The organism is Ruegeria sp. BG7, assembly GCF_056535685.1.
In genome coordinates this window covers 413,638-435,336 of record NZ_JBQFIU010000001.1, presented here as the reverse complement: position 1 = coordinate 435,336, position 21,699 = coordinate 413,638, and the positions used below count along the sequence as shown (strand labels likewise).

Annotated in this window: 21 protein-coding genes; 14 read left to right on the top strand and 7 right to left on the bottom strand. The window is 57.9% G+C overall.

Annotated features, from left to right (window positions below; all coding sequences use genetic code 11):
• The first annotated feature begins 1 nt into the window (after nucleotide 1).
• The 4 genes from ACR3EH_RS02150 to preA all read left to right on the top strand — a co-directional run bounded on the left by ACR3EH_RS02150 (nucleotide 2) and on the right by preA (nucleotide 4,331).
• Nucleotides 2–634, top strand: coding sequence for a cupin domain-containing protein (locus tag ACR3EH_RS02150; RefSeq protein ID WP_171182783.1), 633 nt, complete (start codon nucleotides 2–4; stop codon nucleotides 632–634).
• A 156-nt stretch (nucleotides 635–790) separates the two neighbouring features.
• The gene (locus ACR3EH_RS02145; protein WP_171675500.1) at nucleotides 791–2,125 is read left to right on the top strand and encodes an NAD(P)-dependent oxidoreductase; all 1,335 of its coding nucleotides are present in this window, start codon (nucleotides 791–793) and stop codon (nucleotides 2,123–2,125) included.
• 46 nt (nucleotides 2,126–2,171) lie between these two features.
• Nucleotides 2,172–3,008, top strand: a complete 837-nt coding sequence (locus ACR3EH_RS02140; protein WP_171182785.1) for a methyltransferase domain-containing protein — start codon at nucleotides 2,172–2,174, stop codon at nucleotides 3,006–3,008.
• An 18-nt stretch (nucleotides 3,009–3,026) separates the two neighbouring features.
• The gene (gene preA, locus ACR3EH_RS02135; protein ID WP_171675502.1) at nucleotides 3,027–4,331 is read left to right on the top strand and encodes an NAD-dependent dihydropyrimidine dehydrogenase subunit PreA; all 1,305 of its coding nucleotides are present in this window, start codon (nucleotides 3,027–3,029) and stop codon (nucleotides 4,329–4,331) included.
• A gap of 47 nt (nucleotides 4,332–4,378) precedes the next feature.
• On the opposite strand, the gene ACR3EH_RS02130 is transcribed toward preA, so the two are convergent.
• Nucleotides 4,379–4,987 (bottom strand): TetR family transcriptional regulator C-terminal domain-containing protein, encoded by a 609-nt coding sequence (locus tag ACR3EH_RS02130; protein WP_171089482.1) that lies wholly within the window; start codon nucleotides 4,985–4,987, stop codon nucleotides 4,379–4,381.
• Between the two features lie 171 nt (nucleotides 4,988–5,158).
• Here ACR3EH_RS02130 and ACR3EH_RS02125 point away from each other — a divergent pair, with 171 nt between their 5' ends.
• From ACR3EH_RS02125 to ACR3EH_RS02080, 10 genes are all read left to right on the top strand, one after another.
• Nucleotides 5,159–6,409, top strand: coding sequence for a Zn-dependent hydrolase (locus ACR3EH_RS02125; RefSeq protein WP_171675504.1), 1,251 nt, complete (start codon nucleotides 5,159–5,161; stop codon nucleotides 6,407–6,409).
• A gap of 92 nt (nucleotides 6,410–6,501) precedes the next feature.
• The gene (gene hydA / locus ACR3EH_RS02120) at nucleotides 6,502–7,956 is read left to right on the top strand and encodes a dihydropyrimidinase (RefSeq protein ID WP_171182791.1); all 1,455 of its coding nucleotides are present in this window, start codon (nucleotides 6,502–6,504) and stop codon (nucleotides 7,954–7,956) included.
• A gap of 55 nt (nucleotides 7,957–8,011) precedes the next feature.
• Nucleotides 8,012–8,809, top strand: coding sequence for an ABC transporter ATP-binding protein (locus tag ACR3EH_RS02115; protein WP_171182793.1), 798 nt, complete (start codon nucleotides 8,012–8,014; stop codon nucleotides 8,807–8,809).
• Entirely contained in the window at nucleotides 8,799–9,242 is a 444-nt protein-coding gene (locus ACR3EH_RS02110; RefSeq protein WP_253762012.1) for a GNAT family N-acetyltransferase, read from the top strand. Before ACR3EH_RS02115 ends, ACR3EH_RS02110 begins: the two co-directional genes overlap by 11 nt.
• On the top strand, nucleotides 9,239–10,171 hold the full coding sequence (locus tag ACR3EH_RS02105; protein WP_171182795.1) for an ABC transporter permease: 933 nt from the start codon (nucleotides 9,239–9,241) through the stop codon (nucleotides 10,169–10,171). Before ACR3EH_RS02110 ends, ACR3EH_RS02105 begins: the two co-directional genes overlap by 4 nt.
• The gene (locus ACR3EH_RS02100) at nucleotides 10,168–11,013 is read left to right on the top strand and encodes an ABC transporter permease (RefSeq protein WP_171675506.1); all 846 of its coding nucleotides are present in this window, start codon (nucleotides 10,168–10,170) and stop codon (nucleotides 11,011–11,013) included. Before ACR3EH_RS02105 ends, ACR3EH_RS02100 begins: the two co-directional genes overlap by 4 nt.
• A gap of 54 nt (nucleotides 11,014–11,067) precedes the next feature.
• The gene (locus ACR3EH_RS02095) at nucleotides 11,068–12,057 is read left to right on the top strand and encodes an ABC transporter substrate-binding protein (protein WP_171182799.1); all 990 of its coding nucleotides are present in this window, start codon (nucleotides 11,068–11,070) and stop codon (nucleotides 12,055–12,057) included.
• Between the two features lie 157 nt (nucleotides 12,058–12,214).
• A complete protein-coding gene (locus tag ACR3EH_RS02090; protein WP_171182801.1) occupies nucleotides 12,215–12,928 on the top strand; it encodes an ABC transporter permease in 714 nt (237 codons plus the stop codon).
• Nucleotides 12,921–13,655, top strand: a complete 735-nt coding sequence (locus tag ACR3EH_RS02085; RefSeq protein ID WP_171089498.1) for an ATP-binding cassette domain-containing protein — start codon at nucleotides 12,921–12,923, stop codon at nucleotides 13,653–13,655. The genes ACR3EH_RS02090 and ACR3EH_RS02085 overlap by 8 nt, the downstream gene beginning before the upstream one ends.
• A 20-nt stretch (nucleotides 13,656–13,675) precedes the next feature.
• Complete coding sequence (locus ACR3EH_RS02080) at nucleotides 13,676–14,491, top strand: ABC transporter substrate-binding protein (protein WP_171182803.1); 816 nt, start codon at nucleotides 13,676–13,678, stop codon at nucleotides 14,489–14,491.
• Nucleotides 14,492–14,555: 64 nt separating this feature from the next.
• On the opposite strand, the gene ACR3EH_RS02075 is transcribed toward ACR3EH_RS02080, so the two are convergent.
• The 6 genes from ACR3EH_RS02075 to ACR3EH_RS02050 form a co-directional block, all read right to left on the bottom strand.
• A complete protein-coding gene (locus ACR3EH_RS02075) occupies nucleotides 14,556–15,428 on the bottom strand; it encodes a helix-turn-helix transcriptional regulator (protein WP_171182805.1) in 873 nt (290 codons plus the stop codon).
• Nucleotides 15,429–15,554, bottom strand: a complete 126-nt coding sequence (locus ACR3EH_RS02070) for a hypothetical protein (RefSeq protein WP_256367925.1) — start codon at nucleotides 15,552–15,554, stop codon at nucleotides 15,429–15,431.
• A 13-nt stretch (nucleotides 15,555–15,567) separates the two neighbouring features.
• The gene (locus ACR3EH_RS02065; protein ID WP_171182807.1) at nucleotides 15,568–16,830 is read right to left on the bottom strand and encodes a c-type cytochrome; all 1,263 of its coding nucleotides are present in this window, start codon (nucleotides 16,828–16,830) and stop codon (nucleotides 15,568–15,570) included.
• Nucleotides 16,831–18,039, bottom strand: a complete 1,209-nt coding sequence (locus ACR3EH_RS02060; RefSeq protein ID WP_171182810.1) for a formate dehydrogenase subunit gamma — start codon at nucleotides 18,037–18,039, stop codon at nucleotides 16,831–16,833.
• 75 nt (nucleotides 18,040–18,114) lie between these two features.
• Nucleotides 18,115–18,711: a formate dehydrogenase FDH3 subunit beta gene (fdh3B, locus tag ACR3EH_RS02055; RefSeq protein WP_039530246.1), complete on the bottom strand. Its 597-nt coding sequence runs from the start codon at nucleotides 18,709–18,711 to the stop codon at nucleotides 18,115–18,117.
• A 16-nt stretch (nucleotides 18,712–18,727) separates the two neighbouring features.
• The gene (locus ACR3EH_RS02050; RefSeq protein ID WP_171182812.1) at nucleotides 18,728–21,622 is read right to left on the bottom strand and encodes a formate dehydrogenase subunit alpha; all 2,895 of its coding nucleotides are present in this window, start codon (nucleotides 21,620–21,622) and stop codon (nucleotides 18,728–18,730) included.
• Nucleotides 21,623–21,699: the final 77 nt, after the last annotated feature.

The following is a 21,699-nucleotide window of genomic DNA, read 5'->3' as shown; positions in this document are numbered from 1 at the left end:
CATGCGGATCAACGCGGATTTCACGAAACGGGTTGCGGTTCATTTTGACCAAACCGAATGGGTTGCGTCCCCGGCCGCAGGGGTCGAGCGGAAAATGCTGGATCGCATCGGCGAAGAGGTCGCCCGCGCTACGACTATTGTCCGCTTTGCACCCGGCAGCGCGTTTTCTGCACATACGCATGATGGTGGAGAGGAGTATCTGGTTCTTGACGGTGTTTTTCAGGATGAAACCGGGGACTTTCCTGTTGGAAGTTATGTGCGCAACCCGCCAACGTCGTCTCATACCCCATCTGCCGCTCAAGGGGCGACCATTCTGGTCAAGCTCCACCAGTTCGATCCGCAAGATCGGACCGAGGTGCACAAGTCTGTGAACGGTGAGGCTGATCTGCATTTGTTCAAAGACGATCATGAAGATGTTCACGTGCAAAGTTGGGCTGCTTGGGAAAAGATCGAATTGGACGCAGGCGAGGGGATGGAGGCTTTTGTCATCGCCGGTGGCTTTTCCGAGGGCGGCGAACACTTTGCCAAATGGGACTGGTTGCGCCTGCCGCCGGGTACGCGAACACAGGCGATTGCAGGGCCGGATGGCGCACGGGTTTGGACCAAATCCGGCCATCTAAGCAAAATGATCTGAGGGTTTTCGCCTCAAAATTATGCAAAACCATAGGAAACCGGGTCTTTTGGCCCGGTTTTTCAATTTTTTGACCATTTGATAAAATTTACCAATTGATAAAATATTTTTTTGTGGCAAGCTGAGGTCATAACAAACATATCTACAGGGAGTAGAGTGATGGCACAGGGCCAGATGGCACCCGGCATCGTTGCTGGGCGGCTTTCCAGCGATGAGCTGACCTCGAATTTCACCGATCTGCATCCGCCACTGGCCCCGCATGAGGCCGCCGTTGCCGCTGATCGATGCTATTTCTGCTACGACGCACCATGCGTGACCGCGTGTCCGACGGATATCGATATTCCGCTGTTCATTCGCCAGATACAGGCGGGACAGCCACAATCGGCAGGGCGGACTATCCTGGAACAGAATATTCTGGGCGGTATGTGCGCTCGGGTCTGTCCAACCGAAACCCTTTGCGAAGAAGCCTGTGTGCGCGAAGCTGCAGAAGGCAAGCCGGTTGAGATCGGACGCCTGCAACGTTTTGCGACCGATGACATCATGGCCTCTGGCGCGCATCCGTTCGAAAGGGCGGCGCCTACGGGCAAGACTGTTGCTGTTGTTGGGGCAGGACCTGCCGGTTTGGCCTGCGCGCACCGTCTGGCCATGTTAGGCCATGACGTCGTGATCCACGAAAGCAAGCCCAAGCCGGGCGGCCTGAACGAATATGGGATCGCCGCTTACAAATCGACCAACGATTTTGCACAGGCCGAGGTGGACTGGCTGCTGAAAATCGGCGGGATTGCGATCGAGACCGGATCGGTGCTGGGTGACAGTATCTCGCTGGATGGTCTGCTTGAGAATTATGACGCCGTATTCCTGTCCATCGGCCTGGCTGGGGTGAACGCCCTGCGCGCAGGGGGTGTCGACAAGCATGGCGTGCGTGCCGCTGTTGATTTCATCTCGGACGTGCGGCAAGCCAGCGATCTTTCGCATCTACCTGTTGGGCGGAATGTCGTTGTCATTGGCGGCGGCATGACGGCTGTGGATGCTGCTGTGAAATCCAAGTTGCTGGGCGCGGAACACGTTACAATTGCCTACCGCCGCGGCCGCGACGCCATGGGGGCAAGCCGCTATGAGCAGGACCTTGCGGCCTCGCACGGCGTTCGGATTCTGACCAATGTGCAGCCGGTGGCCGTGCATGGAAACGGAACTGCTGCCGAGATCGAACTGGAATACACCTCCAGCCAGAACGGTCAGCTTACGGGCACCGGAGAGACGATTCGTTTGTCAGCAGATCAGGTGCTCAAAGCCATCGGTCAGACGCTGGATGGCGCACCCGAAGGGCTTTCGCTTGACGGCAATAAGATTGCTGTCACCGGGGCCGGGCGCACCTCAATGTCGGGTGTCTGGGCTGGTGGGGACTGTGCGGCAGGGGGCGAAGACCTGACCGTAACCGCAGTTGCCGAAGGCCGGGATGCGGCGATGGACATCCACGCGACGCTCGTTTCGTGATAGGGTGGGGTATTCACCCCATTCCTTTCGCTGTTGAGGTATTCCCATGTCCCAGATCGAACAAGCTGTTGCTCAACACTATACCACCGGTGCCCTGACCGAACGCGTCCGCGCGGCGCTTGAGGCCAGCGGTATTGACCCGGACGCGGCCACCGTTGCTGATCTAAAAGCAGGGGACGAGTTCCACACGGGCGGCGTTCTGGCAACCGACAACCTGTTTGCGCAACTGTCGCCGACCCATGCGACGCGTGTTCTGGATGTGGGATGCGGGATCGGGGGCACTTCGCGTTACATCGTGGATCGTTATGACTCGATGGTAACCGGGGTCGATCTGACACCCGAATTTGTGGAAACGGCCACCGCGTTGAGCGATCTGGTCGGGCATTCGGAAAAGGCCACTTTTCATGTGGGCAGTGCCTTGGACATGCCTGTGCCAGATGCGGGGTTTGACCTGGCTGTCATGATGCATGTGGGCATGAACATCGAAGACAAGGCCGGACTGTTTGCGGAAGTGTCGCGGGCGCTGGCCACGGGCGGAACCTTTGCCCTGTTCGATGTCATGGGCGGAGACGTCGATGAACCCCTGGCTTTCCCGCTTCCCTGGTCCACGTTGCCAGAGACGTCCTTCGTTCACGCACCGGATGTTTACAAAGACGCAGCAGAAGCGGCGGCGCTGGAACTTGAGACTGAAACCGACCGCACCGATTTCGCGATACAGTTCTTCGAAGATGTCTTTGCCAAGATCGCCGAGAGCGGCCCCGCGCCGCTGGGGATTCATCTGATGATGGGCGAGACGGCGCCCGAGAAATTCCAAAACTACGTCACAAACCTCAAGGCCGGGCGCATTCGCCCGACCGAAATGATATTCAAGAAATCCGGCTGAGCCGGGAAGGGAGAAGCCATGGCCGATCTGACGACAAACTTTCTGGGCATTTCCAGCCCTAATCCCTACTGGCTGGCCTCTGCGCCGCCGACCGACAAGGAATACAACGTTCGCCGCGCCTTCGAGGCCGGATGGGGCGGTGTGGTTTGGAAAACGTTAGGGTCTGAGGGCCCTCCGGTCGTGAACGTGAACGGCCCGCGCTATGGCGCGATATACGGCGCGGATCGGCGGTTGCTTGGCCTGAACAACATCGAGTTGATCACAGACCGGCCACTGGAAGTGAACCTTGAAGAAATGGCGCGGGTCAAGGCCGATTACCCGGATCGCGCGCTGATCGCTTCGATCATGGTGCCGTGCGAGGAAGCGGCCTGGAAGGCCATCCTGCCACGCGTTGCCGAAACCGGCGCGGATGGGATCGAACTGAACTTTGGCTGCCCGCACGGTATGAGCGAGCGCGGCATGGGCTCGGCCGTTGGGCAGGTGCCGGAATACATCGAAATGGTGACGCGGTGGTGTAAGCAGTACTACGACCGCCCGGTCATCGTGAAGCTGACGCCCAACATCACCGATATCCGTAAACCTGCAGCTGCGGCAAGGAACGGTGGCGCGGACGCCGTGTCGCTGATCAACACGATCAACTCGATCACCAGCGTCAACCTGGATACGTTCAGCCCCGAACCCTCAATCGACGGCAAGGGCAGCCATGGTGGTTATTGTGGTCCCGCAGTGAAACCGATTGCCCTGTCGATGGTGTCCGAGATCGCACGGGCCGAGGCAACGCATGGTCTGCCGATTTCCGGTATTGGCGGCGTCACCACATGGCGCGACGCGGCCGAGTTCATCTCATTGGGTTGTGGCACGGTGCAGGTTTGTACCGCTGCGATGACCTATGGCTTCAAGATCATCGACGAATTGACCGCCGGTCTGTCCGAATGGATGGATGAAAAAGGATACACCAGCATCGACGAAGTAATCGGTCGTGCCGTGCCCAACGTCACCGACTGGCAGTATCTGAACCTGAACTACATCGCCAAGGCTAAGATCGATCAGGACCAGTGCATCAAATGTGGTCGCTGTTATGCGGCGTGTGAAGACACCAGCCACCAGGCGATTTCGATGTCGGAGGACCGCGTTTTCGAGGTGATCGACGAGGAATGCGTGGCGTGCAACCTGTGCGTCGACGTGTGCCCGGTTGAAGACTGTATCTCGATGGTGCCGATGGCACCGGGTGAGGTGGATCCGCGCACAGGTAAAGAGGTGCAGCCGACCTATGCGAACTGGACGACGCATCCGAACAATCCGATGGCCAAGGCGGCCGAATGAACCGATTTGGAAAGATCATCAAGGGGCCGTTCTTGCGGCCCCTTTTTTCAAGGGGTCAAAAGCTTTCGGTACAGGGTGTCCACAAAAGGGTCGGCACCTTCAAACGGATCCTCTTCCCCCAAGATCGCACGCACCTGAACTTCGAAATCTGCGTAGTGCTGGGTTAGCGCCCAAATCGAAAACATCAGGTGATAGGGGTGCACCCGCGCGATTTTGCCCTGATCCATCCAGCGCGTCAGGATCACGGTTTTTTCGTCAACCAGTTCCTTGAGATCCTTGGACAAAGCCTCGTGGATACGCGGCGCGCCCTGCACCAGTTCATTGGCAAAAAGGCGGCTTTCGCGTGGTAACTCCTGACTCATTTGCAGCTTGCGCCGAATATAGGCCAGGATTTCCTCCATCGGATCGCCATCCTGGTCCAGATCGTGCAAGGGGGCCAGCCAGGTTTCCAGAAGGCCGGACAGCAGCTCGGTGTGGATCGCCTCTTTCGACGGGAAGTAATACAATAGGTTTGGTTTGCTCAGTCCTGCCTCTGCGGCAATCTGATCCACGGTCGATCCACGAAACCCGTGGGCTGAAAACACGTTCAGGGCGGCCTCGAGGATCGCAGCACGGTTCTTTTTCTGAATGCGAGTCGGTGCGCGGTCTTTCGGCATGTTTTCAGCGTGTCTCTTTTTTCGACTATAGGCGCGGAATTCAGTGAAAATTCAAGCTGTGCCGCGCAATTTCTTGACTGATCTCGAACCCGTGATAGCGTGAGTTTGACCAGATGGTCAAATCAAGACACCAAAAGCGAGCCAAATCGCAAGCAAACAGGGAAGATGAACATGGCAGCTCCGGCGCAGAATCTCAGGATCAATGGCGACAGGTTGTGGGACAGCCTGATGGAGATGGCCAAGATTGGGCCTGGCGTTGCCGGTGGCAACAACCGCCAAACCCTGACGGATGAGGACGCAGAAGGCCGCGCCCTGTTCCAGAAATGGTGCGAAGAAGCGGGCTGTTCCATGGGCTTGGACCAGATGGGTAACATTTTCGCCCACCGCGAAGGGGCGGACCCTGACGCGTTGCCGGTTTATGTCGGATCGCATCTGGATACGCAGCCAACGGGCGGGAAGTACGATGGTGTCTTGGGCGTTTTGGGGGGGCTGGAAATCATCCGGACCCTCAATGATCTTGGGATCAAAACAAAGCACCCGATCGTGGCGACCAATTGGACCAATGAAGAGGGCACGCGATATGCGCCCGCCATGCTGTCTTCGGGGGTGTTCGCGGGAATGCACACTCAGGATTGGGCGTATGAACGCGAGGATGCCGAGGGCAAGAAGTTCGGAGATGAGCTGAACCGCATCGGCTGGCGTGGCGATGAAGAAGTTGGCGCACGGAAAATGCACGCGTTCTTTGAGCTGCATATCGAACAAGGCCCGATATTGGAGGCTGAAGGTAAGGATATTGGTGTTGTCACGCACGGCCAGGGGCTGAGCTGGACCCAGATCACGGTGACCGGCAAGGATGCCCATACCGGGTCAACCCCGATGCCGATGCGAAAAAATGCCGGTCTGGCAATGGCGCGCATTCTGGAGAAAGTGGACGAGATCGCCTGGTCTCATGCGCCTCATGCGGTGGGTGCGGCTGGTCATATCGATGTCTATCCGAACTCACGCAACGTGATCCCGGGCAAGGTGGTATTCACGGTCGATTTCCGCTCGCCCGAACTGGACGTCATCACTGATATGGAAAACCGCCTGAAGGTGGCGGCTGAGGATATCGTTGAAGACATGGGCCTGCAGATCGAATTCGAAAAAGTCGGTGGGTTCGATCCGGTGAAATTCGATGATGACTGTGTGTCCGCCGTACGCAACGCGGCTGAGCGGTTGGGCTATTCGCATACGGACATCATCTCGGGTGCGGGGCATGACGCCTGTTGGATCAACCGCGTGGCGCCAACCGCGATGATCATGTGCCCATGCGTGGATGGTTTGAGCCACAATGAGGCTGAAGAGATCAGTAAGGACTGGGCGGCAGCCGGGGCGGATGTTCTGTTGCACGCGGTCGTCGAGACGGCTGAGATCGTGGAATAGGGGGCTCTGCCCCCGTCGCCCGATGGGCGACTCCCCCGAGGTATTTTTAGCCAGATGAAGCAAGCGGCGCAGACCGCATCAGGGAGTTTGAAATGAGCACAGTTATCAAGAACGGAACCGTCGTAACTGCGGATTTGTCGTACAAAGCGGACGTCCTGATCGAAGGTGGCGTGATCACCGAGATTGGGATGGATCTGAAGGGTGACAAAGAGTTGGACGCCACCGGTTGTTATGTGATGCCGGGCGGGATCGATCCTCATACACACTTGGAGATGCCCTTTATGGGCACGTACTCCAGCGACGATTTCGAAAGCGGCACGCGCGCGGCTTTGGCTGGTGGCACGACAATGGTTGTGGACTTTGCGCTGCCCAACCCGGGGGAAAGCTTGCTTGATGCGTTGAAACGCTGGGACAACAAATCGACGCGGGCGAATTGTGATTATTCGTTCCATATGGCGGTTACGTGGTGGGGCGAGCAGGTGTTCAACGACATCAAGACCGTGATTGAGACGCGGGGCATCAACACCTTTAAGCACTTCATGGCCTATAAAGGCGCACTGATGGTGAATGATGATGAGCTGTTTGCGTCGTTCAAACGGCTAGCTGAGTTGGGTGGAACCGCAATGGTCCATGCCGAAAACGGCGATGTCGTGGCCGAGTTGAGCGCCAAGCTTTTGGCTGAAGGCAATACCGGGCCAGAGGCGCACGCCTATTCCCGTCCGCCGCAGGTAGAAGGCGAGGCGACGAACCGGGCCATCATGATTGCGGATATGGCAGGCGTTCCTCTTTATGTGGTGCATACGTCTTGCGAAGAGGCGCATGAAGCCATTCGTCGCGCCAAGATGCAGGGCAAGCGGGTATGGGGCGAGCCCCTGATCCAGCATCTGACTCTGGATGAGAGCGAGTATTTCCATCACGACTGGGAACACGCTGCGCGGCGGGTCATGAGCCCTCCGTTCCGCAACAAGCAACATCAGGACAGCCTGTGGAACGGTTTGCAATCTGGAACGCTGAGCGTTGTGGCGACGGACCATTGTGCGTTTACGACTGAGCAAAAGCGCTATGGCGTTGGGGATTTCACCAAGATTCCGAACGGGACCGGAGGGTTGGAAGACCGAATGCCCATGCTGTGGACCTATGGTGTGAATACGGGGCGACTGACGCCGAACGAATTTGTCGCTGTTACATCAACAAACATCGCCAAGATATTGAACTGCTATCCTAAAAAAGGAGCCGTCCTGGTCGGCGCTGATGCCGATCTGGTGGTTTGGGATCCAAACAAGGCCAAGGTGATTTCGGCTGAGACGCAGCAGTCATCGATCGACTACAACGTCTTTGAGGGCAAAGAAGTGCGCGGGTTGCCGCGGTTCACGCTGACCCGTGGCGTGGTCGCGGTGCATGATGGTGAGGTCAAAACTCAGGAGGGTCACGGGAAGTTTGTGGCGCGTGAGGCGAACACGCATGTACACAAGGCGCTGAGCACCTGGAAAGAACTCACTGCGCCAAGACCGGTCGAACGGACGGGTATCCCGGCAACCGGGGTTTGATCAGTGTGGGCTGCTGTGCGGGCAGCCCTGACACCACTCTTTTCAAGGCACTAGAATGAATACTGAAAGCACGACCCAGCCCGTCATCGAGGCAAGGCAGTTGGACCTGACGTTCCAGACCAACGATGGGCCCGTTCACGCACTGAAGGACGTGAACCTGACAATTGACAAGGGCGATTTTGTCAGCTTCATCGGACCTTCTGGTTGCGGCAAAACTACATTTCTGCGCTGTATCGCTGCGTTGGAAACCCCGACAGGTGGAACGCTGACGGTGAATGGAATGACCCCAGATGAGGCGCGACGGAACCGGGCCTATGGGTATGTGTTTCAGGCGGCGGGTCTGTACCCCTGGCGGACCATTGCAAAGAACATCAAGCTGCCGCTTGAGATCATGGGCTATTCGGCTGCTGAGCAGGAAGAGCAGGTTAAGAACGTTCTGAAACTTGTTGATCTTGAAGGGTTTGGTGGCAAGTTCCCTTGGCAACTTTCAGGTGGTATGCAACAGCGGGCCAGCATTGCACGGGCTCTTGCCTTTGATGCCGATATCCTGCTGATGGATGAACCCTTTGGCGCTTTGGATGAAATCGTACGCGATCACCTGAACGAACAGCTTCTGGCGCTTTGGGCGCGGACCGAGAAGACGATTGGGTTCGTGACGCACTCGATCCCTGAAGCCGTATACCTGAGCACCAAAATCGTGGTGATGAGCCCAAGGCCCGGCCGGATCACCGATGTGATTGACAGCCCGCTGCCCAAGGAACGGCCATTGGACATTCGGGACACGCCGGAGTTCATCGAAGTGGCCCACCGCGTGCGCGATGGCTTGAGGGCAGGGCATTCTTATGACGATTGAACTGAACGCAGAAAAGATCCGGCGTGCTGTGCCAGATGACGTGAAGGCCTGTGCCACGGTCGTGCACAATTGGGCCAGGCAAACGGATTGGATGCCCGAGGAACTGCCGGTGGAAGAACTCTCGACCATGATCGGTGATGCGTTCATCCGCCGTGAAATCTGGGTCGCTGGTGATCCGGTTGATTGTTATATGTCAGTAGATCCCGCGCTCAATAAAATCGGAGCGTTGTATTGTGGTCGGACGGGACAAGGCATTGGCAAGCGCTTTGTCGACAAGGCAAAAGAGGGCAGAAATTTTCTCTGGCTGACGACGCACAGACCCAACACCGCAGCGCAACGCTTTTATCGCCGCGAAGGGTTTGAGGTGACCGCGGAAGAACCTCCTGTACCTCCTGACACCGTGCCTGTCTTTCGGATGGAGTGGCACGCATGAAGCAGTTCTTATCTGTCATGACTGTGTTGCTTGCCATCGCCGTGCTTTGGTACCTGGCGGTGGCACCAATGAACATCCGTGTCTCTCTGGATCAGGCAGAACGTGCCGGAGAAACGGTAACTCCCGAAGCCTCTCGGGATCGTCAGCAGGTCTCGGTCTGGGTTCTGATGGCGCAAAACCCGTCGCAAATCCAACGCGGCTATGATCTGGATCGCCCACGCTTGCCGACGCCGGTGCAGGTGGGGCAGGAGTTGTGGAAGACAACCGGCGAGATGGTGATGAAAGGCCGGGCGATGTCGAAACGGTCCTTGATCTACCACGGCTGGATTACACTTCAATCCACGCTTTGGGGTTTTGTTCTGGGAACAGCTGTTGGCATTCTGGGGGCCGTGGCTATCGTTTACTCTCGCGTAGTGGATATGAGCTTGATGCCCTGGGCGATCATCAGCCAGACCGTGCCAATCGTGGCGCTGGCCCCCATGATCATTGTACTAAGCTCGCAGTTGGGGATCGAAGGGCGTGGGGTGCCGAAGGCGATTATCTCGGCTTATCTGTGCTACTTCCCAGTGCTGGTTGGGATGGTCAAAGGCCTGAGGTCTCCGGCTGTATCGCAGCTCGATCTGCTCAAGACCTACAACGCGACCGGGTTGCAGGCGTTTCTGAAGCTGCGCCTGCCATCTTCGGTGCCGTATCTCTTTACCTCGCTGAAGGTCGGCATAGCAGCAGCACTGGTTGGAACAATTGTGGGTGAGCTGCCAACAGGTGCGATCTCGGGGCTGGGAGCCCGGATACTGATTGGGGATCAGTTTGGCACACCACTGGCCATTTGGGCGGCGTTGTTTGCGGCGGCCATTCTGGCGGGCATCTTGGTGACTTTGCTGGATGTTCTTCAAAGGGTCACCCTTAAACGCATGGGGATGAGCGCATGAGCTGGCTTGTCTTTGCACTGATTTTCTGGGCCGGCGCATGGGCGTTGAATGCTTGGTTAGCGCGTTCGATCTATCGCGACTCCAAAGCTGTGCGCGTCTTTGTGCCCGTATTGTTTGGTGTAACGCTGCTGATCTTGTGGGAAGGGGCAGTACGTGGCCTGAATGTCTCGCCTGTCATCCTTCCGCCGCCTTCGATGGTCGCGCAAACCTTTGCGAATTCGACGGATATTCTGTGGCAGGACTTCAAGCAGACCGTGTTCAAAGGTGCCTTTACCGGTTTTGCCATCGGCAGTGTTGCCGCGTTCCTGACTGCCGTCTTGATTGACCGATCCGTCTTCTTGACCCGGGGGTTGTTGCCCATCGGCAATTTTGTGGCTGCATTGCCCATCGTGGGCATCGCCCCCATTTTGGTCAGCTGGTTCGGGTTCGATTGGCAATCCAAGGCGGCAGTTGTCGTTGTGATGGTATTCTTCCCGATCCTTGTGAACACCGTGCAGGGCCTGCGCGAAGCAGATGCCATGCAGCGCGACCTGATGCGCACCTATGCGGCCAGCTACACTCAAACACTTATCAAACTGCGCCTGCCAGCAGCGATGCCTTTTATATTCAACGGCCTCAAGATCGCCACGACGCTGGCGCTCATCGGGGCTATCGTGGCCGAGTATTTCGGATCGCCTACACGCGGTATGGGGTTCAGAATCTCGACCGGCGTGGGCAGCTTGTCGATTGACCTCGTCTGGGCAGAAATCGCGGTGGCGGCATTGGCCGGAACCGTGTTCTATTCCCTCGTGGCAGGGCTCGAAAAGGTGGTAACCTTCTGGCACCCTTCCCAACGCGGATAACAAAATTCAACAGACCCCGAAAACGGGGCAAACACGCAACTAGGAGACTTGAAGATGAAAAAGCTACTCAGCGGGGCGGTTGCCGCCTTTAGCCTGACCGCCAGCGCAGCACTGGCCGCCGATGAGGTGACCTTGCAGCTCAAATGGGTCACGCAGGCGCAGTTCGCAGGCTACTATGTGGCGAAGGACAAGGGGTTTTATGAGGAAGAGGGTCTGGACGTGACCATCCTTCCGGGTGGTCCTGACATCGCGCCTACTCAGGTGATAGCCGGCGGTGGGGCCGATGTCACAGTCGAGTGGATGCCTGCCGCGCTGGCAGCGCGCGAAAAGGGCCTGCCACTGGTCAATATTGCCCAACCTTTCAAAAGCTCGGGGATGATGCTGACCTGTTGGAAAGATGCCGGGATTGCCTCGCCCGAGGACCTGAAGAACCGTACTCTGGGTGTTTGGTTCTTTGGCAATGAATTCCCGTTCATGAGCTGGATGAGCAGCTTGGGCATCGATACCGGCGGCAAAAGCGAGAACGGTGTCGAGGTCCTGAAACAGGGCTTCAACGTCGACCCGCTGCTACAGCGTCAGGCCGATTGCATCAGCACCATGACCTATAATGAATATTGGCAGGTGATTGACGCAGGCGTCAGCCCGGATGAGTTGGTGACGTTCAAATACGAAGATCAGGGCGTCGCGACACTGGAAGACGGCCTGTATGTTCTGGAAGAAAACCTGGGCGATGCAGCTTTTGTGGACAAGATGGAACGGTTTGTTCGCGCTTCGATGAAGGGTTGGAAATACGCCGAGGAAAACCCGGATGAAGCGGCCGATATTGTTTTGGAAAACGATGCCACCGGCGCGCAGACCGAAGAACATCAGCAGCGTATGATGGGTGAAATCGCGAAACTGACGGCCGGATCGAATGGCGCGCTGGACCCGGCGGATTTCGAACGCACCGTAAATACACTGCTGGCGGGCGGATCGGATCCGGTCATCACCAAACAGCCTGACGGTGCCTGGACGCATCAGATTACCGACGCAGCGCTTAACTAACGCAAGCCGTCAGTTCAAGGCTTTCAGCGCGGCCCCAATTGGGGCCGCGTTTCTCATTTCAGATGCCGGATTTGTGTCTGTACTCGATGGAAAAACAGAGTAGTATTTACCTGTAAATGAACGCATTTCATACGAAATGCAATCTTTCAGGAATAAAATGCAGGGATTTGCATCAGAATTCAGCTCAGCCATCGCTCTGATCTTTCAAGGAGACTCAGAACTTTGGGCAATTGTGCTTCTGTCCCTGAAAGTTTCCATGTTTGCGGTGCTGATTTCAGCGCTGATTGGTATGCCGGTTGGGGCTGCTTTAGCCGTGGCCCGGTTTCCCGGACGCCGGGTTCTGATCGTTTTGATGAATGCTCTGATGGGGTTTCCGCCGGTGGTCGTGGGGTTGCTGGTTTACCTTATGCTGTCGCGTTCAGGGCCTCTGGGCGTTCTGGAACTTCTGTATACACCAACTGCGATGATCATCGCTCAGGTGGTTCTGGTTACCCCGATCGTTGCGGCATTGACGCGGCAGGTGATCGAGATGCTGGCCGAAGAGTATTCCGAGCAGCTTCGATCCCTTGGTGTGTCACGGCTGGCATCCGTTCCGGTTTTACTGTGGGATGCGCGGTTGGCTTTGGTCACAGCTTTGCTGGCTGGGTTTGGACGCGCCATTGCCGAAGTGGGGGCGGTGATCATCGTCGGTGGCAACATCAATCATGTGACACGCGTGATGACAACAACCATCGCGCTGGAAACCTCGAAAGGAAATCTGGCGCTTGCGTTGGCGTTGGGCGCAATTCTGATCGGGATTGCCGTGGCCGTGAATGCAATGGTCAGCGCCGTAAGCCTGAGGGCCGAGCAGGAGGGGTTACGCCATGCGTGATGTCATCTGCGATATGGTGAACCGCATTGAGGTTGAAGACCTTCAAATCCGCAACAAGGGCCGTGCGTTGCTGGATGTGCCTTCATTGGTTCTGGATGGTCCGGGCCCAACCCTTATTCTTGGCCCAAACGGTGCGGGCAAAAGCCTTTTGCTGCGCTGCCTGCATGGTTTGATCGCACCTGACCACGGCCGTGTGGTGCAGGATGGACAGCCGCTGAGCGCTGCGCAAAAGGCGCGTCAGGCTATGGTATTCCAACACCCGGTTTTGCTGCGCCGCTCTGTGTCCGGCAATCTGGACTTTGTTCTAAAACGCCAGGGGCTGGGGCGGGCGGTCCGAAAGACCCGTATCGCTGAATTGCTGGTCGAAGGTGGGCTTGACGGCAAGGCGCGTCAGCCTGCGCGGTCGTTGTCGGGTGGCGAGGCACAAAGGCTTGCGGTCCTGCGTGCGCTGGCGTTGGAGCCCGACACGTTGTTTCTGGACGAGCCCACCAGCGCGCTTGATCCGGCTGCAACGCAGATGATCGAGCGGATGGTGCTGCGCGCCTCGGCGCGTGGGGTGCGGATCGTGATGGTGACGCATGACATCGGGCAGGCGCGACGGTTGGCATCGGATGTGGTCATGATGCAAGGCGGGCATGTGGTAGAGCATGGCGCTGCAAAACAGGTGTTGGACGCACCGGAAAGCGACGCATCGCGTCGCTATCTGGCAGGCGGGTTGGTTACTTAAAAAGAAAATCGGAGAAAATGATGTTCCGGGCAGTTATTCGGGCAGCAGCAGTGGCATTTGGCTTAACGGCGGGGGCGGTTTCGGCGGAAACACCGTTCATAGTGGTGCAATCGACGACCTCGACACAAAACTCTGGACTGCTGGAGCATATTTTACCGTGGTTCGAAGCCGAATCCGGCATAGACGTGCGTGTCGTCGCGGTGGGAACAGGTCAGGCTATTCGCAATGCGATCAACGGGGACGGTGACGTGCTGCTGGTCCATTCCAAGCCGGCGGAAGAGAAGTTTGTTGCCGATGGCTGGGGCGTTGAACGCAAAGACTTGATGTATAACGATTTTGTTCTGGTTGGCCCGAATTCTGATCCGGCCGGAATTCGTGGTGGTACGGATATTCTGGCTGCTCTGACTGAGATCGCAGAGGTTGAAGCGCCCTTCGTATCGCGTGGAGACGACAGTGGGACGCACAAGGCTGAGATGGGCCATTGGTCGGATGCTGGCGTTGATCCTACGGGCGCCTCGGGAACGTGGTATCGCGAAACCGGCTCGGGCATGGGCGCAACCTTAAGCGTGGCCAGCGGAATGGACGCCTATACGCTGACAGACCGGGCCACGTGGTTGTCCTTTGGGAACCGAGGCAATCTTGAAGTATTGGTCGAGGGCGATCCGCGCCTGTTCAATCAGTACGGTGTCATTCTTGTTAACCCTGAAAAGCACCAACATGTGCGGGAGGCATCCGGTCAACGCTTTATCGACTGGTTGACGGGTCCGGACGGGCAGGAGGCGATCGCGTCCTTCAGGCTAGAAGGACAGCAGGTGTTTTTTCCCAATGCCCAGTAAATTGGCCTGCGGCCAACCCTTGCGGGGCGAGTATTTTTGAAAAGATGAAGCGGTGGGCGGGGGATCAGCCGCTGACACCATTGTGGTGGATCGTACCGAGGCCCGACAGGTCATAACCGCCGAATTCTCGGGCCCGTTGTGTGAAATGATCCGAGCGTAGCAGTGTCATCAGCTTTTGCATTGGCGGATCGAAAAAAGATCTGCGCCAGATCGCCAGATCCAGCCGCTCGGAATGGGTGGGGACAAAGCCAAGGTTGTACAGCCCGGCCAAGGCACCCAGTCCAAAGCCAGCCTCGGCCTTTTGATCGTGCAGCGCTATGGCCAGTTCTTCTTCGGTGCGGGCGCAACCGTGGAAAACGTCCAAGTCTTCACGATTTAGCCCATGTACCTCAAGTTGCGCCTCAAACAGGCGCTGGCTGGCTGCACTGTCCTGACGCAGGATGACGCGTCTGGATCTGAGGTCTTGGAACGATTTGATGTCCGATATGCCCGGAGCAAGCAGTAATCCCCGTTCCCGTCGGGCGATTTCACAGAGAACGACCGGGGCTTCTCCCAAGGCGTCGCGCAGGGAATTGGTGTTGAACCCTCCGTCTTCGTGGATGTGCAATACCGCGGCCTGCGCAGTGCGGTCGCTCAGCCGCGTCAATCCATCGAAAGAGCCATCATAGTAGGTGGCAAGCCCTGATCCGCTTTCGCGCAGCGCCCAGTCCAGCAGCGGGTCGTGACTGCCAGCAACAATCGGGGGCAGGGGCGGTTCAGCCACCTGCGGACCGGACCGTGAGGCGTTGAGCCAGGCGATGATTTCGGTTCTTGGGAACAGCAGCTTGCCCATGGCGCGCACGCAGGGCACCTCGCCCGAAGAGGCAAGATCATAGGCTTTCCGCTCGCCAATGCGCAGCAGATCGGCCAGTTCTCGGGTGGTCAGGTATTGAGACATTCAGTCGAGGCGCACCGCTGGACCCGACGTGGTATCAGCAGCACTGAACCCGAACCGATCCAGTGTGGATGGGGCTGCGACTGTAATCACGACCATCGCGGCAACTGCGGCAAAAAAGGCTTTCATAGTCTCCTCCGGTTCAGTTCTGGTCGTCCGTCGCGCGGCGCAGGAAGGCGATCAGGTCGTCCCGATCCTGCTGTTCTGTAATTCGTTGCATCGGCATCTTCGACCCCGGAATGTAATGATCCGGCCCCTCATCGAAAAGGGCATTTATTGTCTGTTCATTCCAAACAATATCAGAGTCTTGCAGCGTATCCGAGTATAAATATCCGGGCAGGGTTCCGGCAGGTCGTCCAAAGATACCGTGCAGCGTCGGCCCAGCTCGGCGTTCGCTGTCGGGTGTCAGGCTGTGGCAGATCGAGCATTTGCGGGCGAATTGGCGCTCTCCGTTTTCCATTTCGTCGGGATCTTTTAGAAAACTGGGCTCGGAAGAGGCCATTTGCTGTTGATCCGACAGGTCACCCACGGGCCAGCTGTACATGGCCGCGTCTATGCCACCGGCGTGGATGTTCTGACCATCATCCGAGAATGACAGCGCCCAGACCGGTCCGCGCAGCGTTGCGCGAAAATCCTGCGTGATGCGCCATTCGGTAGTGTCGATCATCATGATATAGCCTTCACCGTCGCCGACGGCCAAAAGGCTTCGGTCCGGGCTGAGTGCAAGGGCCAGGATCGGGCGGCGACCCAGAGTGAAGTCGCGTTCTTCACCGGTTGTCAGATCGAGGATTCGCGTCACCCCGTCCACCGCACCATAGGCGATCCAGTTGTTCTGCGCATTAAAGATCAATTCGTTGATGCCAAAGCCGTGCTCAACCAGCCGATCCGTTTCTTCGCCGGTTGCGACATCCCACACGCGTAAGGACCCATCGACGCCAGCGGAAAAAAGCTTTGATCCATCCGGTGAAAAAGTGACTGCATTTACGCCGCTGCCCGTAGGGCCGAACAGGTCGGGGGCGGTGCCATCAATGGGCCAAATACCGATTGTGCCGTCCCAACTGGCCGTCGCGACATGCGTTTTTGACGCGGCCACAGAAACGATCTTGCCTTTGTGCTGACCGACAATCTCTCCGCCCGGCCAACGACGCAGAGTAAAATCATCTCCGGCGGAATAGATGGCTGTACCGTTGAAAACGACCGCGTTCACGGCGGCTTCGTGTCCTTCTAGCCATTGGGGTGTCTGGTCCGACCATAGCCCGACAGAATTGTCGAAACTGGCTGTTGCGATCCGACCGTCTGGCGCGGTGGCAATTCCCATGATCGGCCCGCCATGGCCTTTGAGCGTGAAGAACTCCGCCCATGCGGGCAGTGGGGTCAACGCACAGGCAAGGATCAGCCAGCGCATCTATTCGGCGGGTGAGGCCGCTGCCTTGCCAGCCTCTTTTTCCTGCACCTCTTCCAGCCACAACGAGTGGTGTTCGCGCGCCCATTGTTCTTCGACTTCGCCCGAACCCATGGCGTCAAACGCGCCCTCCATCCCGACCGAGCCGAGGTAGATATGCGCGATAATGATGGCGATGAAGACATAAGCGACCATCACGTGCCAGATCTGGGCATATTGCATCTCTTCCTGAGGCGACATTTGCACGGGCAGGTTCAGACCAAGCGCTTGTGGAATGCCGGTGGCATTGGCAACCGAGAAGGTCTTGGCGAACATCGGCAATTCAAACGGAAACAACAGCGACAGACCGGACAGGCTGATCGAGACGCCCAGCAATATGCAGGCCCAGAAGATGATCTTTTGCCCTGCGTTGAATTTCTTGGCGGGTGGGTGGCTGTTTTTGCTGAACAAGCCTCCTCCGGCTGCCAGCCATTTCAGGTCGGTGCGGTTGGGGATGTTATGGGCAATCCAGTTCACCGTGATGATGATCAGCCCCAACATGAAGGCCCATGCCAGATTGTTGTGCAGCCATTTGCAGCCTTGCGCGATGGTTGCGAAACCTTCCTTGCCGAAGATCGGGATCAAGAAGTCGCGGCCATAGAGCGTTAGCAGGCCGGTGATCGCAAGCACGACGAATGATCCTGCAAACAGCCAATGACCGAAGCGTTCAAAACTGGTGAAGCGCAGGACGGTACGGCCGGTCTTTTCTCCGTCGATGCGAATCTTGCCTCGGATCAGGAAAAACAGAACGATGATGGCCAGCATTCCTGCGATGATGTAACCGCCATATTCGCGTAACGGCCCTGTGCGGAATTCCCACCACCACATGCCGCCATCTTGGATCAGTACACTGTCAGCAGGTCCGCGCGAGGATACGGTCACGTCGGCCGAGCCAAAGCGCAGCGCGCGGTACACGTCACTGTCCGAGGATACGCCGCTGGGTCCAAACTGGCCCAACAGACCTTCGACATTGCCCTGGCCAGTGTTTTCTGAGCGAAAACTGTTATCGACTTTCTCTCCACGCTGACGCGCGAGAATATCCTCAAGCGTGGTCGCACCACCGGTCGAGGCGCGCTCATTCGTGGTGGCGGGTGCCTCAGCCTCGTTGGTTTGCGCAACGGTGGCCTGTGCCAGCCCAATGGTGAACAGCAATGCGATGAGTAAGCGGAACATCTGAACCTCGGTCAAAATCCCTGATCAGGCGACCCACGGATGCGGGTCGCCTGTTTGGTTCATGGAAAAGCGGTCTTAGCCGTCTTTCTGGTCGTAGGCGGTGCCCCAACCCCACGCGCCCGAGCCGAACCCGCGCGCAACGACGCGCTCGCGGTAGATGGCCGAGACCACGTCGCCGTCACCGGCGAGCAGGGCCTTGGTGGAACACATCTCGGCGCAGATGGGCAATTTGCCCTCGGCGATCCGGTTGCGACCATATTTTGCGAACTCTGCGGTCGAGTGCGTTTCCTCGGGGCCACCGGCGCAGAAGGTACATTTGTCCATCTTGCCGCGCGATCCGAAGTTGCCTGCCTGCGGGTATTGCGGTGCGCCGAAGGGGCACGCGTAGAAGCAATAACCACAACCAATGCACAGGTCCTTGGAGTGCAGGACGACCCCTTCTTCGTTCTGATAGAAGCAGTCGACCGGGCACACCGCCATGCAGGGCGCATCCGAACAATGCATACAGGCCACCGAAATCGAGCGTTCGCCCGGGTCACCGTCATTGATCGTCACCACCCTGCGGCGGTTCACGCCCCACGGCACCTCGTGTTCGTTCTTACACGCGGTGACGCAGGCATTGCACTCGATGCAGCGTTCGGCGTCGCAGAGAAACTTTGCTCTTGCTGCCATGTTCTCTTCTCCTCCCTTACGCTGACCAGATTTTGCAGAGAGTCGCTTTGGTCTCTTGCATCTGGGTCACGGAATCATAGCCATAGGTCTGGGCGGTGTTGGTACTTTCACCCAGCACATAGGGATCGGCGCCTTTCGGGTATTTCTCCCTCAGGTCTTCACCCTGGAAATGGCCACCAAAGTGGAACGGCATGAAGGCCACGCCGGCACCGACCCTGTTGGTCAGCATCGCCATCACCTTGACCTTGCCACCCTCAGGACCTTCGACCCAGACCTGCGATCCGTCACGAATACCAAGGTTGTTGGCATCGCGCGGATTGATCTCTACGAACATGTCCTGTTGGAGCTCGGCCAGCCACGGGTTCGACCGTGTCTCATCCCCGCCGCCTTCATATTCGACCAGACGACCTGACGTGAGGATTATCGGGTAATCCTTTGAAAAGTCGTTCTTTTGGATCGAAGCATAAAGGGTAGGTAGGCGATATGCTTGCCGGTCTTCGTAGGTCGGATAGTCCTCCACCAGATCGCGCCGGTTGGTATAGAGCGGCTCGCGATGCAGTGGGATCGGATCCGGGAAGGTCCAGACAACCGCGCGGGCTTTGGCGTTCCCGAAGGGCGCGCAGCCATGCTCGATCGCGACCCGCTGGATACCGCCGGACAGGTCGGTTTTCCAGTTGGTCTCTGGTCCCGCAACGGCGTCGATAGCTGCGCGTTCCTCAGCCGTCAGATCACCGTCCCAGCCAAGGTCCATCAGCATTTGCATCGTGAATTCAGGGTATCCATCCTGAATTTCCGATCCGACGCTATAGACCCCTTCGGCCAGCAGGTTGTCGCCATCGCGTTCCACGCCAAAGCGCGCGCGGAAGGTCAGGCCACCTTCGGCCACCGGTTTGGACATGTCATAGAGGTTTGGTGTTCCCGTATGACCCATCTCCGGTGTTCCCCAGCAGGGCCAGGGCAGACCGTAGTATTCGCCATCGTTGGGTCCACCAATGGCTTGCAGCGTGGTTCTGTCGAACGTGTGCTGGTTGGCCATATGGCTTTTCAAACGCTCTGGCGACTGACCGGTATATCCGATGGTCCAGAGACCCGCGTTGAACTCACGTGTGATGCTTTCAACATTGGGGGTTTCCGGATCGTCCATCTCGATATTGCGGAACAATCGATCCGCCCAGCCGAACTTGTTGGCGAACTTGGCCATGATGACCTCGTCCGGCAGGCTTTCGAACAGCGGTTCTACCACCTTGTCGCGCCATTGCAGCGACCGGTTCGACGCCGTGACCGAGCCACGGGTTTCGAACTGTGTACAGGCGGGCAGCAGGTAGACGCCATCGGTGCGGTCATGCAGCACGGCCGAGACGGTGGGATACGGGTCGATCACGACCAGCATGTCCAGCTTCTCCATCGCCGTCTTCATTTCCGTCATCCGGGTCTGCGAGTTGGGCGCATGGCCCCACAGAACCATGGCACGGACATTATTGTCCTGATCCATGTTGGCCGGGTCTTCCAGAACACCATCAATCCAGCGAGAGACCGGGATGCCGCGTTCGTTCTGAAGCGGTTTATCCTTGCCTTCCTTGTCCTTGATCGTGGCGAACTGGCCTGCCAGCCATTCGGGATCTTCACCCCAGACACGGGCCCAGTGACCCCATGCACCCTTCGACAGGCCGTAATAGCCGGGCAGGGTGTGGGACAGAACACCAAGGTCCGTCGCGCCCTGCACGTTGTCATGGCCGCGGAAGATGTTGGTGCCGCCGCCCGAAGTGCCCATGTTGCCCAAGGCAAGCTGGAGCACGCAGTAAGCGCGGGTGTTGTTGTTGCCGTTGGTGTGCTGCGTACCACCCATACACCAGATCACAGTGCCGGGGCGGTTGTTGACCATGGTACGGGCAACACGCTTGAGCTGTGAGCCGGGAACACCGGTTACACGCTCGGTCTCTTCCGGGTTCCAGTTGGCAACTTCGGTGCGGATTTGGTCCATACCCCAGACACGGGTGCGGATGAACTCTTTGTCCTCCCAACCGTTGTCGAAGATGTGCCACAGGATACCCCAGATCAACGCAACGTCTGTGCCGGGACGGAACCGCACATATTCATCCGCATGCGCCGCGGTGCGCGTAAAGCGCGGGTCGCAGACGATCAGCGGAGCGTTGTTCTGCTCTTTCGCGCGCAGAACGTGCAGCAGCGAGACGGGATGCGCCTCGGCCGGGTTGCCGCCGATGATGAAGATGGCCCGTGAGTTGTGGATGTCATTGTACGAATTGGTCATGGCGCCGTAGCCCCATGTATTCGCAACACCCGCAACAGTGGTCGAGTGGCAGATACGGGCCTGGTGGTCCACATTGTTCGTGCCCCAGTAGGCGGCGAACTTGCGGAACAGATAGGCCTGTTCGTTATTGTGCTTGGCCGAGCCCAGCCAGTACACGCTGTCCGGCCCGGATTCCTGACGGATGTTCATCATGCCGTCGCCGATCTCGTTGATCGCCTCTTCCCAGCTGATGCGCTTCCACTCGCCGCCTTCCTTTTTCATCGGATATTTGAGGCGACGCTCGCCATGGGCATGCTCGCGGACCGAGGCCCCCTTGGCACAATGTGCACCCAGGTTGAACGGGCTGTCCCAGCCGGGTTCTTGCCCGACCCAGACACCGTTCTGAACTTCGGCGACGACCGTACAGCCGACCGAACAGTGGGTGCATACGGATTTGATGTTTTCAACGGCGGTGTTTGCCGCTGTTTGGGCGCTGGCAGGCGTCACGGTTCCACCCGTGGCGCTGATCGCGGCAAGGCCGCCGATCGTCAGGCCCGAGCCACGCAGGAATGCGCGGCGATCGACGGTTTTCTCGCCGACCTGGGACAGGATACTTGTCCGCTGGGGGCGTCTCGCAACCCCGTTGGTCTTTTTCCTAAGCATTTCTTTCCTCCCTTGCTGGCCATGAGGATCACGGCTGGCTTGGTAACTGCGAAACCGACGTCAGGGCCAATCGCAAC

Coding starts and splice junctions, on each gene's coding strand:
- ACR3EH_RS02110 (WP_253762012.1), top strand. CDS start 8,799: ATGACGATTGAACTGAACGCAGAAAAGATCCGGCGTGCTGTGCCAGAT.
- ACR3EH_RS02060 (WP_171182810.1), bottom strand. CDS start 18,039: ATGTTCCGCTTACTCATCGCATTGCTGTTCACCATTGGGCTGGCACAG.
- ACR3EH_RS02090 (WP_171182801.1), top strand. CDS start 12,215: ATGCAGGGATTTGCATCAGAATTCAGCTCAGCCATCGCTCTGATCTTT.
- ACR3EH_RS02130 (WP_171089482.1), bottom strand. CDS start 4,987: ATGCCGAAAGACCGCGCACCGACTCGCATTCAGAAAAAGAACCGTGCT.
- ACR3EH_RS02065 (WP_171182807.1), bottom strand. CDS start 16,830: ATGCGCTGGCTGATCCTTGCCTGTGCGTTGACCCCACTGCCCGCATGG.
- ACR3EH_RS02145 (WP_171675500.1), top strand. CDS start 791: ATGGCACAGGGCCAGATGGCACCCGGCATCGTTGCTGGGCGGCTTTCC.
- ACR3EH_RS02075 (WP_171182805.1), bottom strand. CDS start 15,428: ATGTCTCAATACCTGACCACCCGAGAACTGGCCGATCTGCTGCGCATT.
- ACR3EH_RS02095 (WP_171182799.1), top strand. CDS start 11,068: ATGAAAAAGCTACTCAGCGGGGCGGTTGCCGCCTTTAGCCTGACCGCC.
- ACR3EH_RS02140 (WP_171182785.1), top strand. CDS start 2,172: ATGTCCCAGATCGAACAAGCTGTTGCTCAACACTATACCACCGGTGCC.
- ACR3EH_RS02105 (WP_171182795.1), top strand. CDS start 9,239: ATGAAGCAGTTCTTATCTGTCATGACTGTGTTGCTTGCCATCGCCGTG.
- ACR3EH_RS02125 (WP_171675504.1), top strand. CDS start 5,159: ATGGCAGCTCCGGCGCAGAATCTCAGGATCAATGGCGACAGGTTGTGG.
- ACR3EH_RS02100 (WP_171675506.1), top strand. CDS start 10,168: ATGAGCTGGCTTGTCTTTGCACTGATTTTCTGGGCCGGCGCATGGGCG.
- hydA (WP_171182791.1), top strand. CDS start 6,502: ATGAGCACAGTTATCAAGAACGGAACCGTCGTAACTGCGGATTTGTCG.
- ACR3EH_RS02085 (WP_171089498.1), top strand. CDS start 12,921: ATGCGTGATGTCATCTGCGATATGGTGAACCGCATTGAGGTTGAAGAC.
- fdh3B (WP_039530246.1), bottom strand. CDS start 18,711: ATGGCAGCAAGAGCAAAGTTTCTCTGCGACGCCGAACGCTGCATCGAG.
- ACR3EH_RS02050 (WP_171182812.1), bottom strand. CDS start 21,622: ATGCTTAGGAAAAAGACCAACGGGGTTGCGAGACGCCCCCAGCGGACA.
- ACR3EH_RS02070 (WP_256367925.1), bottom strand. CDS start 15,554: ATGAAAGCCTTTTTTGCCGCAGTTGCCGCGATGGTCGTGATTACAGTC.
- preA (WP_171675502.1), top strand. CDS start 3,027: ATGGCCGATCTGACGACAAACTTTCTGGGCATTTCCAGCCCTAATCCC.
- ACR3EH_RS02080 (WP_171182803.1), top strand. CDS start 13,676: ATGTTCCGGGCAGTTATTCGGGCAGCAGCAGTGGCATTTGGCTTAACG.
- ACR3EH_RS02150 (WP_171182783.1), top strand. CDS start 2: ATGCGGATCAACGCGGATTTCACGAAACGGGTTGCGGTTCATTTTGAC.
- ACR3EH_RS02115 (WP_171182793.1), top strand. CDS start 8,012: ATGAATACTGAAAGCACGACCCAGCCCGTCATCGAGGCAAGGCAGTTG.